The sequence below is a fragment of the Enterobacter sp. 296B2 genome, assembly GCF_034106185.1.
In the GTDB taxonomy this organism is placed as follows: Bacteria; Pseudomonadota; Gammaproteobacteria; order Enterobacterales; family Enterobacteriaceae; genus Enterobacter; species Enterobacter cloacae_N.
Map to the genome: position 1 here is coordinate 16,101 of NZ_JAWNCA010000017.1, position 14,409 is coordinate 30,509.

A 14,409-nucleotide genomic window follows, 5' to 3' on the forward strand; every position below is an offset into this window, starting at 1 on the left:
CCTTAGTATGTTGAAAAAATTTCGTGGCATGTTTTCCAATGACCTGTCCATTGACCTGGGTACCGCGAATACCCTTATTTATGTAAAAGGACAAGGCATCGTATTGAATGAGCCTTCTGTTGTGGCCATTCGTCAGGATCGTGCAGGCTCGCCGAAAAGCGTGGCCGCAGTGGGTCATGACGCGAAGCAGATGCTGGGTCGTACCCCTGGCAACATCGCCGCCATTCGCCCAATGAAAGACGGCGTTATCGCTGATTTCTTCGTGACTGAAAAAATGCTTCAGCACTTCATCAAGCAGGTTCACAGCAACAGCTTCATGCGCCCAAGCCCGCGTGTTCTGGTGTGTGTGCCGGTTGGCGCAACCCAGGTAGAACGTCGCGCAATCCGTGAATCTGCCCAGGGGGCAGGTGCACGTGAAGTGTTCCTGATTGAAGAGCCAATGGCTGCGGCCATCGGTGCTGGCCTGCCTGTTTCCGAAGCTACCGGTTCTATGGTGGTGGATATCGGTGGCGGTACCACTGAAGTGGCCGTGATCTCTCTGAACGGCGTGGTGTACTCCTCTTCCGTACGTATCGGTGGTGACCGCTTCGATGAAGCCATCATTAATTATGTGCGCCGTAACTACGGCTCTCTGATCGGTGAAGCCACCGCAGAGCGTATCAAACACGAAATCGGCTCTGCGTATCCGGGCGATGAAGTGCGTGAGATCGAAGTACGTGGTCGTAACCTGGCGGAAGGTGTTCCACGCGGTTTTACCCTGAACTCCAACGAAATTCTGGAAGCACTGCAGGAACCACTGACGGGCATCGTGAGCGCGGTAATGGTTGCGCTGGAGCAGTGTCCACCAGAGCTGGCGTCCGATATCTCCGAGCGCGGCATGGTTCTGACCGGTGGTGGTGCGCTGCTGCGTAACCTCGACCGCCTGTTGATGGAAGAGACAGGTATTCCTGTCGTAGTTGCAGAAGATCCACTGACTTGCGTCGCCCGTGGTGGTGGCAAGGCGCTGGAAATGATCGACATGCACGGCGGCGACTTGTTCAGCGAAGAGTAGTCATGGTGAAAGGGTAGCGAATCGCTACCCTTTCTCTCTGACACGAGAATACGCATAGCCTATGAAGCCAATTTTTAGCCGTGGCCCATCGCTACAGTTTCGCCTCATTCTGGCGGTTCTGGTTGCGCTTGGCGTCATTATTGCCGATAGCCGCCTCGGTACGTTCAGCCAGATCCGAACGTACATGGATACCGCCGTCAGTCCTTTCTACTTTATATCAAATGGTCCCCGTGAACTGCTCGACTCCGTTTCTCAAACGTTGTCTTCACGAGACCAGCTCGAACTTGAAAACCGGGCATTACGCCAGGAACTGCTGCTGAAAAACAGCGAACTGCTGATGCTGGGGCAATACAAGCAGGAAAACGCGCGTCTGCGTGAACTGCTCGGCTCGCCGCTGCGTCAGGACGAGCAGAAGATGGTTACCCAGGTGATCTCCACCGTGAACGACCCCTACAGCGATCAGGTTGTGATCGACAAAGGGAGCGTGAACGGGGTGTATGAAGGTCAGCCCGTCATCAGTGATAAGGGCGTAGTAGGCCAGGTTGTTGCCGTCGCCAAACTGACCAGCCGCGTGCTGCTGATTTGCGACGCCACACACGCACTGCCGATCCAGGTCCTGCGTAACGATATCCGCGTGATTGCGGCCGGTAACGGCTGCACGGACGATCTGCAGCTGGAACACCTGCCGGCTAACACGGACATCCGTGTCGGCGACGTGCTGGTGACGTCCGGTCTGGGTGGACGCTTCCCTGAGGGCTACCCGGTTGCGGTGGTCTCTTCGGTTAAGCTGGATACTCAGCGTGCGTACACCGTGATTCAGGCCCGTCCAACCGCCGGTTTACAGCGTCTGCGCTACCTGCTGCTGCTCTGGGGCGCCGATCGTAACGGTGCTAATCCGATGACGCCTGAAGAGGTGCATCGCGTGGCGAACGAACGCCTGATGCAGATGATGCCGCAAGTTCTCCCGCCAGCGGACTCTATGGGGCCGCCTGCGCCAGTGCCCGCGCCGGCAACCGGTTTAACGCAGCCGCTGCCAGACGCGCCGCCACCGCCTAAACTCTCTTCGGGAGGGCAGTAGTGGCAAGTTATCGTAGCCAGGGACGCTGGGTCATCTGGCTCTCGTTCCTCATCGCACTGTTGCTGCAGATTATGCCCTGGCCGGATAATATTCTCGTTTTCCGGCCAAACTGGGTCTTGCTCATTTTGCTTTACTGGATCCTTGCCCTGCCGCACCGCGTAAATGTCGGCACGGGTTTTGTGATGGGTGCCATACTGGATCTCATTAGTGGCTCTACGCTGGGCGTGCGCGCCCTGTCCATGAGCATTATTGCGTACCTCGTCGCACTGAAATTCCAGCTCTTTCGTAACCTCGCGCTCTGGCAACAGGCCCTGGTCGTGATGCTGTTGTCGCTTGCTGCGGATATCGTTGTTTTCTGGGCAGAGTTTTTAGTGATCAACGTCTCTTTCCGACCGGAAGTGTTCTGGAGTAGTGTAGTAAACGGTGTGCTCTGGCCGTGGCTATTCCTGCTGATGCGTAAGGTTCGCCAGCAGTTTGCTGTGCAATAAAAGGTTTCTATGACGTCTCTGTATCTTGCTTCCGGCTCCCCGCGCCGTCAGGAACTCCTGACGCAGTTAGGGGTCTCTTTTGAACGCATCGTGACCGGCATTGAAGAAAAACGTGCTGAGGGCGAAAGTGCTCAGCAGTACGTGTCTCGCCTGGCACGCGAGAAAGCGCAGGCGGGCGTGGCCTGCGTGCCGCGCGATCTGCCCGTGCTGGGAGCAGATACCATCGTTATCCTTAACGGTGAAGTCCTTGAGAAACCGCATGACGCCGCCGATGCGGCGCGCATGCTGCGCAAAATGTCCGGACAAACGCATCAGGTGATGACAGCCGTCGCGCTGGCGGACAGCCAGCACGTGCTGGATTGCCTGGTAGTTACGGATGTCACGTTCAGAGTGCTAACCGACGACGAGATCGCCGCTTATATCGCCAGCGGTGAACCGATGGATAAAGCAGGTGCATACGGTATTCAGGGGCTGGGTGGCTGTTTTGTCAGGAAGATTAATGGCAGCTATCACGCCGTAGTCGGCTTACCGCTGGTGGAAACGTATGAGTTGCTGAGCAATTTTAACTCACTGCGTGAGGGAAGGGATAATTATGACGGCTGAATTGTTGGTAAACGTAACGCCATCGGAAACCCGTGTGGCCTATATTGACGGTGGGATTCTTCAGGAAATTCATATTGAGCGTGAAGCGCGGCGCGGAATAGTAGGCAATATCTACAAAGGTCGTGTCAGTCGTGTACTGCCGGGTATGCAGGCGGCTTTTGTAGATATTGGACTGGATAAGGCGGCATTTTTACATGCCTCCGACATCATGCCGCACACCGAGTGCGTCGCGGGCGAAGAGCAAAAGCAGTTTGCCGTGCGCGATATTTCTGAACTGGTGCGTCAGGGACAGGATCTGATGGTGCAGGTGGTGAAAGATCCCCTCGGTACCAAAGGTGCCCGTCTGACCACCGACATCACTTTACCTTCCCGCTATCTGGTCTTTATGCCTGGCGCGTCGCACGTGGGCGTTTCGCAGCGTATTGAGAGCGAAAGCGAGCGCGAGCGTCTTAAGAAAGTGGTCAGCACCTACTGCGATGAACAGGGCGGGTTTATTATCCGCACTGCCGCAGAAGGGATCAGCGAAGAAGACCTGGCGTCGGATGCGGCTTACCTGAAGCGCGTCTGGACCAAAGTGATGGAGCGTAAAAAACGCAACCAGACCCGCTACCAGCTCTATGGTGAACTGGCGCTTGCGCAGCGCGTGCTGCGTGACTTTGCCGATGCGCAGCTCGACCGCATCCGCGTGGACTCTCGCCTGACGTATGAAGCGCTGCTGGAGTTTACCGCTGAATACATCCCGGAAATGCCAGGCCTGCTGGAGCATTACACCGGGCGTCAGCCGATCTTCGATCTCTATGACGTCGAGAACGAGATCCAGCGCGCCCTGGAGCGAAAGGTCGAACTGAAGTCCGGCGGGTACCTGATCATCGATCAGACCGAAGCGATGACCACCGTTGATATCAACACCGGCGCGTTTGTCGGCCATCGCAATCTGGATGACACCATCTTCAACACCAACATCGAAGCCACGCAGGCAATTGCGCGCCAGCTTCGTCTGCGCAACCTCGGCGGCATTATCATCATCGACTTTATCGATATGAGTAATGAAGATCATCGCCGTCGCGTGCTGCACTCGCTGGAGCAGGCGCTGAGTAAAGATCGCGTTAAGACCAGCATCAACGGTTTCTCACAGCTGGGGCTGGTAGAAATGACGCGCAAGCGTACCCGTGAAAGCGTTGAGCATGTGCTGTGTAATGAATGCCCAACCTGCCATGGACGTGGAACGGTAAAGACGGTTGAGACCGTCTGTTACGAAATTATGCGTGAAATCGTCCGTGTGCATCATGCCTACGACTCCGATCGTTTTCTGGTCTATGCTTCCCCTGCGGTGGCTGAAGCGCTAAAAGGCGAAGAGTCGCACGCGCTGGCGGAAGTGGAAATCTTTGTCGGCAAACAGGTAAAAGTACAAATTGAACCGCTCTATAACCAGGAGCAGTTTGACGTCGTAATGATGTAAAACGCAGTTCGCTGCGTGACAAAAGCTGACAAGGAGAGATGCGTGAGGCGATTGCCGGGGATTTTATTGCTTACAGGGGCAACGCTGGTCGTGATTGTCGCGTTGCTCGTGAGCGGGCTACGCCTCGTTTTACCGCATCTGGACAGCTGGCGTCCGCAGTTGCTGGCGAAAATCGAATCCACCACCGGCGTGCCGGTGGACGTAAGCCAGGTCAGCGCCAGCTGGCAGAATTTTGGCCCGACGCTCGATGTCCGGGATATCAACGCAAGCCTGAAAGACGGCGGTTATCTGAAAATCAAACGCGTCACCCTGGCGCTGGACGTCTGGCAAAGCCTGCTGCATCTGCGCTGGCAGTTTCGCGATCTCACCTTTTATCAACTCCAGTTTCTGACCAATACGCCGCTGACGGGCGGTGATAACAATCAGGGCCTCGAAGCCAACCGCTTCAGCGATCTCTTTCTCCGCCAGTTCGATCATTTCGATCTCCGTGACAGCGAAGTGAGCTTTATTACACTTTCCGGCCAGCGCGCCGAGCTGGCGATCCCGCAGCTAACCTGGCTCAACGGTAAGGATCGGCACCGCGCCGAGGGGCAGGTTAATCTTTCCAGCCTGAACGGCCAGCACGGCGTCATGCAGGTGCGTATGGACCTGCGGGACGATGATGGCCTGCTAAACAACGGTAAAGTCTGGCTGCAGGCCGACGATGTGGACGTGAAGCCCTGGCTCGGCGACTGGTTACAGCAAAATATGCAGCTGGAAACCGCCCGTTTCAGCCTTGAGGGCTGGATGACCCTGACGAAAGGGAAATTTGCCAGCGGCGATATCTGGCTGAAGCAGGGGGGCGCGAGCTGGAAGGGCGAAAAACAGCAGCATCAGCTTTCCGTCGATAACCTCACCGCGCACGTGACGCAGGAGAAAGAGGGCTGGCAGTTTGCCATCCCCGATACGCGTATCACGATGGACGGCAAGCCGTGGCCGCGCGGTGCGCTGACGCTGGCCTGGATGCCGGAGCAGGACGTGGGCGGCGCGGCCAGCAAACGCAGCGATGAGCTGCGCATCCGCGCCAGTAACCTGGATCTGGCGGCCATTGAAGGCTTGCGCTCGATGGCCGCAAAACTCTCTCCGGACCTGGGCGAGATCTGGCTGGCGACGCAGCCGAGCGGAAATATTGATTCTCTGGCGCTGGATATCCCGCTCCAGGCGACGGAAAAAACCCGTTTCCAGGCATCCTGGAAAGACCTTGCCTGGAAGCAGTGGAAGATGCTACCGGGTGCGGAGCATTTCAGCGGCAAGCTGGAAGGCAGCGTGGATAACGGCAGGCTGACGGCCAATATGCACAACGCCAAAATGCCTTACGAGACGGCCTTCCGCGCGCCGCTGGAAATTGAACAGGGCAGCGCTGTGCTTAACTGGCTACGTAACGACAAAGGTTTCCAGCTTGATGGCCGCCATATCGATGTGAAAGCCAAAGCGGTTCACGCGCGCGGCGATTTCCGCTATCTGCAGCCTGAAGGTGATGAGCCGTGGCTGGGCATTCTGGCCGGGATCAGCACCGATGACGGCTCTCAGGCCTGGCGATACTTCCCGGAAAACCTGATGGGTAAGGCGCTGGTCGACTATCTGAGCGGCGCAATTCAGGGCGGTCAGGCGGACAATGCCACGCTGGTCTACGGCGGTAACCCGCATCTTTTCCCGTACAAACATAATGAAGGCCAGTTTCAGGTGCTGGTGCCGCTGCATAACGCGACCTTCGCGTTCCAGCCGGGCTGGCCCGCGCTGAAAAACCTGAATATCGAGCTTAACTTCCTCAACGACGGACTATGGATGAAGTCCGACAGCGTGGCGCTGGGCGGCGTGACGGCCAGCAACCTGACGGCCAACATCCCGGACTACTCAAAAGAGAAGCTGCTGATTGATGCCGACATCAACGGCCCGGGGAAAGCGGTGGGACCGTACTTTGAGGAGACGCCACTGAAAGAGTCGCTGGCGGCGACCCTTCAGCAGCTCCAGCTCGATGGCGATGTGAATGCTCGCTTACATCTTGATATCCCGCTGGACGGTGAGATGACCACCGCCAAAGGTGACGTCCGGCTGAAGAACAACAGCCTGTACATTAAACCGCTTGATAGCACCCTCAAAAACCTCAGCGGACAGTTCAGCTTTGTGAACGGTAATTTGAAAAGCGAGCCGCTTACCGCCAGCTGGTTTAATCAGCCCGTGAATATCGACTTCTCGACAGCCGAGGGGCAAAAGGCTTATCAGGTGGCCGTCAATCTGGACGGCAACTGGCAGCCGTCGCGTATGGAGGTCCTGCCGAAGCCGATTGAGGCGTCAGTGGCGGGTGCGGTCGCCTGGCAGGGCAAAGTGGCAATCGATCTGCCTTATCATGCGGGGGCACAGTATAAGGTCGACATTACGGGTGACCTGAAGAATATTCGAAGCCAGTTGCCTGCGCCGCTGGATAAACAGGACGGACAGTCGCTGCCGGTGAAGCTTAACGTGGATGGCAATCTGGACAGCTTCGCGCTGACCGGAAGCGCGGGCGGAACAAACCACTTCAACAGCCGCTGGCTGCTTAACCGCAAGCTCACCCTCGACAAAGCCATCTGGACGACGGACAGCAAAACCACGCCGCCGTTGCCTGAGCATGCGGGCGTTGAGCTGAACCTCCCGTCGATGGACGGCGCGGAGTGGCTGGCGCTGTTCCAGAAAGGCGTTGGGCAAAACGTTGATGAGGCCGCCCAGTTCCCGCAGACCATTACCGTACGCACGCCGTCGCTGATGCTGGGCGGACAGCAATGGAACAACCTGAGCATTGTCTCTCAGCCAACCGCTAACGGCTCAAAAGTGGAGGCACAGGGCCGGGAGATCAACGGCACGCTGACCATGCGCAACAACGCGCCGTGGCAGGCAGCGATTCGCTATCTCTATTACAACCCGGCCGCCGCGGGTAAAGATAAACCGGCGAATGCCTCGCCGCTGAGTAATACTTCCCGCGTCGATTTTAGCGGCTGGCCCGATGTGCAGCTGCGCTGCGCGGAGTGCTGGCTGTGGGGGCAAAAGTACGGCCGTATCGACGGTGATTTTGCCATCCAGGGGAATACGCTCAAGCTCTCCGGCGGATTGATCGACACCGGCTTTGGCCGCATGACGGCGGGCGGGGAATGGGTGAATAACCCGGGCGAGCAGCGAACGTCCCTGAAGGGTGACATTAAAGGCAACAAGCTGGATGCGGCAGCCAACTTCTTTGGCATCAGCACGCCGCTGCGCGGTTCGTCATTTAACATCAATTACGATCTTCACTGGCGTGATGCCCCCTGGAAGCCAGACGAAGCGTCACTGAACGGCATTCTGAAAACACACTTTGGCAAAGGCGAAATCGCCGACGTGAGCACGGGGCGCGCCGGACAGATCCTGCGCCTGCTGAGTTTTGATGCGCTGCTGCGCAAGCTGCGCTTTGATTTTAGCGACACCTTCAGCGAAGGCTTCTACTACGATTCCATCAGAAGTACGGCGTGGATCAAGGACGGCGTTCTGCACACGGACGACACGCTGGTGGATGGCCTTGAAGCGGATATCGCCATGAAGGGCTCGGTCAACCTCGTGCGTCGCGAGCTGGATATGGAAGCCGTGGTGGCGCCGGAAATTTCCGCGAGCGTTGGCGTGGCGGCGGCCTTTGTGGTGAACCCGATTGTCGGGGCGGCGGTGTTTGCCGCCAGTAAAGTGCTGGGGCCGCTGTGGAGCAAGGTCTCCATTTTGCGCTATCGCATTACCGGTCCGGTCGATAAACCGCAGATTAACGAGGTGCTGCGCCAGCCGCGCAAAGATGCACAGCAATGATTTGACGTGGGCAGGTAATTGCCTCACTCTCAATAAATACGATCTTTATACCGCCACGGGCGGCAACGAACGAGTAGCAATACGATGAGTCTGAACCTGGTAAGTGAACATTTGCTCGCAGCGAACGGCCTGAGCCATCAGGACCTGTTCTCCATTCTTGGTCAACTGACCGAACGCCGTCTCGACTACGGCGACCTTTATTTCCAGTCGAGCTATCACGAATCCTGGGTTTTAGAAGACAGCATCATCAAAGATGGCTCTTACAACATCGACCAGGGCGTCGGCGTGCGTGCCGTGAGCGGCGAAAAAACCGGTTTTGCCTATGCCGACCAGATAAGCCTGGCCGCGCTTGAGCAGAGCGCGCAGGCCGCGCGTACCATTGTGCGCGATGCCGGCGATGGTCGCGTGAAAACTCTGGGTGAAGTGCAGCACTCTGCGCTCTATACCAGCATCGATCCGCTGCAGAGCATGAGCCGTGAAGAGAAGCTGGACATTCTGCGCCGCGTGGACAAAGTGGCGCGTGCCGCCGACAAACGCGTGCAGGAAGTCTCCGCCAGCCTGAGTGGTGTGTATGAACTGATTCTGGTGGCGGCAACGGACGGTACGTTGGCGGCCGATGTGCGTCCGCTGGTGCGTCTTTCAATCAGCGTGCAGGTCGATGACGACGGCAAACGCGAGCGCGGCTCAAGCGGCGGCGGCGGTCGTTTCGGCTATGACTGGTTCCTGGGCGACGTTGACGGCGAAGCGCGCGCTGACGCGTGGGCAAAAGAAGCCGTGCGCATGGCGCTGGTGAACTTGAATGCCGTCGCGGCGCCAGCCGGAACATTCCCGGTGGTGCTGGGCGCAGGCTGGCCGGGCGTGCTGCTGCACGAGGCGGTGGGCCACGGTCTGGAAGGCGATTTTAACCGTCGCGGAACGTCCGTGTTCAGCGGCCAGATCGGGCAGCTCGTCTCCTCTGAGCTTTGCACCGTGGTGGATGATGGTACCATGCGCGATCGTCGCGGCTCGGTGGCTATCGACGATGAAGGGACGCCAGGCCAGTACAACGTGCTGATCGAAAACGGCGTGCTGAAAGGCTATATGCAGGACAAACTCAACGCGCGCCTGATGGGCGTAGCGCCAACGGGTAACGGCCGTCGTGAATCCTACGCGCACCTGCCGATGCCGCGCATGACCAACACCTACATGTTGCCGGGCAAATCCACACCGCAGGAGATTATCGAATCCGTGGACTACGGTATCTTTGCGCCAAACTTTGGCGGCGGCCAGGTGGACATCACCTCCGGTAAGTTTGTTTTCTCCACGTCAGAAGCGTATCTGATCGAGAAAGGAAAAGTGACCAAAGCGGTCAAAGGTGCGACGCTGATTGGCTCCGGTATTGAAGCCATGCAGCAGATCTCCATGGTCGGCAACGATCTGAAGCTGGATAACGGCGTGGGCGTCTGCGGTAAAGAGGGCCAGAGCCTGCCGGTTGGCGTGGGCCAGCCAACGCTGAAAGTGGACAACCTGACGGTGGGCGGCACGGCGTAATTTCCCCCCTCACCCCGGCTCTCTCCCCAACGGGGAGAAAAGACCGCACGGAGCAGTCCCCTCTCCCCGTTGGGGAGAGGGTTAGGGTGAGGGGAAAGACCTATTCTTTTCTTCTTCCCCGCATCCCCTGAAACAGCTCCGCCACGTCCACAAAATACTCGGTCAGATAATTAATACACACCTGTACCTTGAGCGGGAGTTTGTCTTTTTCGGTATACAGGGCGTACACCGGACGCGGATCGGACTGGTAGCGCGGGAAGAGGATCTCCAGCACGCCGCTGTTGATCTCGTTGATCACCCACATTAACGGCACGTAGGCGATCCCGGCACCGGCCACCAGCCAGCGCGAAATGGTCATTGGATCGTTAGTGACAAACCGTCCTTCCGGCAGCAGTTTGGTAGAGATCCCTTCCGGGGCAATCAGCTCAAATTCATTATCGGGCCGCACGCTGTACTCCAGCCACGAGTGGTTGGTGAGATCGGCGGGTTTCTCCGGAACGCCGTACTGCGCCAGATAGCTTTTCGAGGCGCAGACGACCATCGGCATGCTGCCCAGCCTGCGCGAGAACAGGCTGGAATCCTGCAACGCGCCGACGCGGATCACCACGTCCAGCCCGTCGGCAATCAGGTCCGGCGCGGGAATGCCCGTCACCAGATTTACCGTTAAGCCTGGATACTCCTTCAGCATGTCTGCCGTCATGGCAGCGAGAACATTTTGTGCCATAGTTGAAGAACACCCGATGCGCAGCGTGCCGATGGGGGTGTTGTTGAAGGCATAGAGCTGCTCATGAACATCCTGCACTTCATGCATCATGCGTCGGCAGCCCTGATAGTAAATTTTACCCGCTTCCGTCAGCCCAATGCTGCGGGTACTGCGGTTGAGCAGCTTAACCTGAAGCTCATCTTCCAGTTTGGACACCGTCTGGCTGATGGATGAGACGCTCATCTGAAGCTGGCGTGCTGCGGCGGTAAACGAGCCCAGTTCAACCACTTTGGCAAAGACCGACATGCGTTTTAAACGTTCCATTGTTCACTCTGGCTTAAAAGTGATTTAGATCACATATTATAGATAACAGCATAACAGTTACGTTAATATATTATTAATTACATAACGGCTGCGCCATTCTCGCCCGGCGTTTCTTGCTCTCCTGCGGTGGCGTGCGCTAAAAAATTCTGAAGCCTGCACTCTCTCTTATCAAGGTTAACATGAGTCTGTTTCCCGTTATCGTGGTGTTCGGTCTGTCGTTCCCACCGATATTTTTCGAGCTTCTTTTATCACTGGCGATCTTCTGGCTGGTGCGCAAGGTGCTGGTCCCTACCGGGATCTACGATTTTGTCTGGCACCCTGCATTGTTCAATACCGCGCTGTATTGCTGCCTGTTTTACCTGATATCGCGCATGTTTGTCTGAGGTTGATGTGAAAACGCTAACAAGAAAAATCTCCCGCACTGCCATCACAATGGCGCTGGTTATCCTCGCCTTCATCGCTATTTTCCGTGCCTGGGTCTACTACACCGAATCACCGTGGACGCGTGATGCACGCTTCAGCGCCGACGTGGTGGCAATAGCCCCTGACGTGGCCGGTCTTATCACGGCGGTCAACGTTCACGATAACCAGCTCGTGAAAAAAGATCAGGTCCTGTTCACCATCGACCAGCCTCGCTACCAGAAAGCGCTGGAGGAAGCGGAAGCCGACGTGGCCTATTACCAGGCGCTGGCCGCGGAGAAACGCCGCGAGGCGGGTCGTCGTAACCAGCTGGGCGTACAGGCCATGTCCCGCGAAGAGATAGACCAGTCCAACAACGTGCTGCAAACCGTGCTGCACCAGCTGGCGAAAGCGCAGGCAACGCGCGATCTGGCGAAGCTCGACCTGGAGCGTACCGTGATCCGCGCGCCAGCCGATGGCTGGGTGACCAACCTCAACGTTTATGCCGGGGAGTTCATTACCCGCGGCTCAACCGCCGTGGCGCTGGTTAAGCAGAACTCCTTCTACGTGCTCGCCTATATGGAAGAGACCAAGCTGGAGGGGGTTCGTCCGGGTTACCGGGCTGAAGTTACGCCGCTTGGCAGCAACCGCGTCTTTAAGGGCACCGTCGACAGCGTTGCCGCAGGGGTAACCAACTCCAGCAGCTCTAACGATGCCAAAGGGATGGCGACGGTGGACTCCAACCTGGAGTGGGTGCGTCTGGCACAGCGCGTGCCAGTACGTATTCATCTGGACGAACAGCAGGGCAACCTGTGGCCAGCGGGCACTACCGCGACGGTGGTGATCACCGGCGAAAAAGATCGGGATGCCAGCCAGGATTCGCTCTTCCGTAAAATTGCCCACCGCCTGCGCGAGTTTGGTTAATCGCCATGGGTATCTTTTCCATCGCCAGCCAGCATATTCGCTTCGCCGTGAAGCTGGCGTGCGCCATTGTGCTGGCGCTGTTTGTCGGCTTCCATTTCCAGCTTGAAACCCCTCGCTGGGCGGTGCTCACCGCCGCGATTGTTGCGGCGGGTCCTGCCTTCGCCGCGGGCGGGGAGCCCTACTCTGGTGCGATCCGCTATCGCGGGATGCTGCGTATCATCGGAACCTTTATTGGCTGTTTCGCGGCGCTGACCATTATTATTCTGATGATCCGCACGCCGCTGCTGATGCTCATGGTGTGCTGCATCTGGGCGGGTTTCTGCACCTGGATTTCGTCTCTGGTAAAAGTGGAGAACTCCTACGCCTGGGGGCTGGCGGGCTATACCGCGCTAATTATTGTTATCACGATCCAGTCCGAACCCTTGCTCGCGCCGCAGTTTGCCGTGGAGCGCTGCAGCGAGATTGTGATTGGTATTGTCTGCGCGATCGTGGCTGACCTGCTTTTCTCCCCGCGCTCGATCAAGCAAGAGGTGGATCGCGAGCTGGACGCGCTGATCGTTGCCCAGTACCAACTGATGCAGCTGTGCATTAAACACGGCGACAGCGAAGAGGTGGATAAAGCGTGGAGCGGGCTGGTACGCCGTACGCAGGCCCTGGAAGGGATGCGCAGCAACCTCAATATGGAGTCGTCGCGCTGGGCCCGGGCGAATCGTCGCCTTAAAGCCCTTAACACCGTCTCTCTGACGCTGATTACCCAGGCGTGCGAAACCTATCTCATCCAGAACACTCGACCGGAAGCGGTTACCGATACGTTCCGCGAACTGTTTGCCGAGCCGGTAGACACCGTACAGGACGTGCATAAGCAGCTTAAGCGCATGCGCCGTGTGATTGCCTGGACCGGGGAGCGCGACACGCCGGTGACCATCTACACCTGGGTCGGCGCCGCGACGCGCTATCTGCTGCTGAAACGCGGTGTAATCAGCAACACTAAAATCAGCGCGGCGGAAGAAGAGGTGCTCCAGGGCGAAGTAGTGATCAAGGCGGAATCTGCTGAGCGGCACCACGCGATGGTCAACTTCTGGCGTACCACGCTTGCCTGTATGCTCGGCACGCTTTTCTGGCTGTGGACGGGCTGGACGTCCGGCAGCGGCGCGATGGTGATGATTGCCGTCGTGACCGCGCTGGCGATGCGTCTGCCTAACCCGCGCATGGTCGCCATTGATTTCCTCTACGGCACCATTGCCGCTCTGCCGATAGGCGCGCTCTATTTCCTGGTCATCATTCCGTCGACGCAGCAGAGCATGCTGCTGCTCTGTATCAGCCTGGCGGTAATGGCGTTCTTTATCGGCATTGAGGTACAAAAGCGGCGACTGGGATCGCTGGGGGCGCTGGCGAGTACGATTAATATCATCGTGCTGGATAACCCGATGACCTTCCATTTCAGCCAGTTCCTCGACAGCGCGTTAGGCCAGCTGGTTGGGTGTTTCCTGGCGATGATGGTGATTCTGCTGGTACGGGATAACTCGCAGGCCCGGACGGGGCGCGTGCTGTTGAACCAGTTCGTGTCGGCTGCCGTGTCGTCGATGACCACCAATACCGCGCGCCGTAAAGAGAACCACCTGCCCGCGCTCTATCAGCAGCTGTTTTTACTGCTGAACAAGTTTCCGGGGGATATCGCGAAGTTCCGCCTAGCATTAACCATGATCATTGCGCACCAGCGTCTGCGTAACGCGCCGGTGCCGATCAACGACGATCTCTCGGCCTTCCACCGTCAGCTGCGTCGTACCGCCGACCATGTGCTTTCCGCCAGCAGCGATGACAAACGCCGCCGTTACTTTACCCAACTGCTTGAAGAACTCGATATTTATCAGGAAAAGCTCAAACACTGGCAGGCGCCGCCACAGGTGACCGAGCCGGTAGGGCGGCTGGTGTTTATGCTGCATCGCTACCAGAATGCCCTAACTGATAACTGACCGACGTAAAAAACCGACGCCAAAAGCGTCGGTTTTT

The 14,409-nt window shown here is 57.6% G+C and carries 11 protein-coding genes; 10 read left to right on the forward strand and 1 reads right to left on the reverse strand.

Annotation, left to right across the window (positions count from 1 at the left end):
• The first annotated feature begins 7 nt into the window (after window positions 1-7).
• The 7 genes from mreB to tldD all read left to right on the forward strand — a co-directional run bounded on the left by mreB (window position 8) and on the right by tldD (window position 10,049).
• On the forward strand, window positions 8-1,051 hold the full coding sequence (gene mreB, locus URZ40_RS13740; protein WP_000913396.1) for a rod shape-determining protein MreB: 1,044 nt from the start codon (window positions 8-10) through the stop codon (window positions 1,049-1,051).
• Window positions 1,052-1,112: 61 nt separating this feature from the next.
• On the forward strand, window positions 1,113-2,129 hold the full coding sequence (gene mreC / locus URZ40_RS13745; protein WP_032650442.1) for a rod shape-determining protein MreC: 1,017 nt from the start codon (window positions 1,113-1,115) through the stop codon (window positions 2,127-2,129).
• Window positions 2,129-2,617 (forward strand): rod shape-determining protein MreD, encoded by a 489-nt coding sequence (gene mreD / locus URZ40_RS13750; RefSeq protein ID WP_008502849.1) that lies wholly within the window; start codon window positions 2,129-2,131, stop codon window positions 2,615-2,617. The genes mreC and mreD overlap by 1 nt, the downstream gene beginning before the upstream one ends.
• 9 nt (window positions 2,618-2,626) lie before the next feature.
• Window positions 2,627-3,220 carry a nucleoside triphosphate pyrophosphatase gene (locus URZ40_RS13755; RefSeq protein ID WP_116343538.1) on the forward strand — a complete coding sequence of 198 codons (594 nt, stop codon included), beginning with the start codon at window positions 2,627-2,629 and terminating at the stop codon, window positions 3,218-3,220.
• Window positions 3,210-4,679, forward strand: a complete 1,470-nt coding sequence (gene rng, locus URZ40_RS13760) for a ribonuclease G (RefSeq protein ID WP_320720693.1) — start codon at window positions 3,210-3,212, stop codon at window positions 4,677-4,679. The genes URZ40_RS13755 and rng overlap by 11 nt, the downstream gene beginning before the upstream one ends.
• Before the next feature lie 42 nt (window positions 4,680-4,721).
• Complete coding sequence (gene yhdP / locus URZ40_RS13765; protein WP_320720694.1) at window positions 4,722-8,519, forward strand: AsmA2 domain-containing protein YhdP; 3,798 nt, start codon at window positions 4,722-4,724, stop codon at window positions 8,517-8,519.
• Between the two features lie 84 nt (window positions 8,520-8,603).
• On the forward strand, window positions 8,604-10,049 hold the full coding sequence (gene tldD, locus URZ40_RS13770) for a metalloprotease TldD (RefSeq protein WP_320720695.1): 1,446 nt from the start codon (window positions 8,604-8,606) through the stop codon (window positions 10,047-10,049).
• Window positions 10,050-10,149: 100 nt separating this feature from the next.
• Here the strand turns inward: tldD and aaeR are convergent, their stop codons facing one another.
• Window positions 10,150-11,076 (reverse strand): HTH-type transcriptional activator AaeR, encoded by a 927-nt coding sequence (gene aaeR, locus URZ40_RS13775; RefSeq protein WP_116343535.1) that lies wholly within the window; start codon window positions 11,074-11,076, stop codon window positions 10,150-10,152.
• A gap of 179 nt (window positions 11,077-11,255) precedes the next feature.
• Here aaeR and aaeX point away from each other — a divergent pair, with 179 nt between their 5' ends.
• The 3 genes from aaeX to aaeB are packed head-to-tail and all read left to right on the forward strand — an operon-like array spanning window position 11,256 to window position 14,372.
• Window positions 11,256-11,459, forward strand: a complete 204-nt coding sequence (aaeX, locus tag URZ40_RS13780; protein WP_003860416.1) for a p-hydroxybenzoic acid efflux pump operon protein AaeX — start codon at window positions 11,256-11,258, stop codon at window positions 11,457-11,459.
• A 7-nt stretch (window positions 11,460-11,466) separates the two neighbouring features.
• Entirely contained in the window at window positions 11,467-12,399 is a 933-nt protein-coding gene (aaeA, locus tag URZ40_RS13785) for a p-hydroxybenzoic acid efflux pump subunit AaeA (protein ID WP_028014599.1), read from the forward strand.
• 5 nt (window positions 12,400-12,404) lie between these two features.
• Window positions 12,405-14,372 carry a p-hydroxybenzoic acid efflux pump subunit AaeB gene (gene aaeB / locus URZ40_RS13790; RefSeq protein ID WP_116343534.1) on the forward strand — a complete coding sequence of 656 codons (1,968 nt, stop codon included), beginning with the start codon at window positions 12,405-12,407 and terminating at the stop codon, window positions 14,370-14,372.
• The last annotated feature ends 37 nt before the right edge of the window (window positions 14,373-14,409 follow it).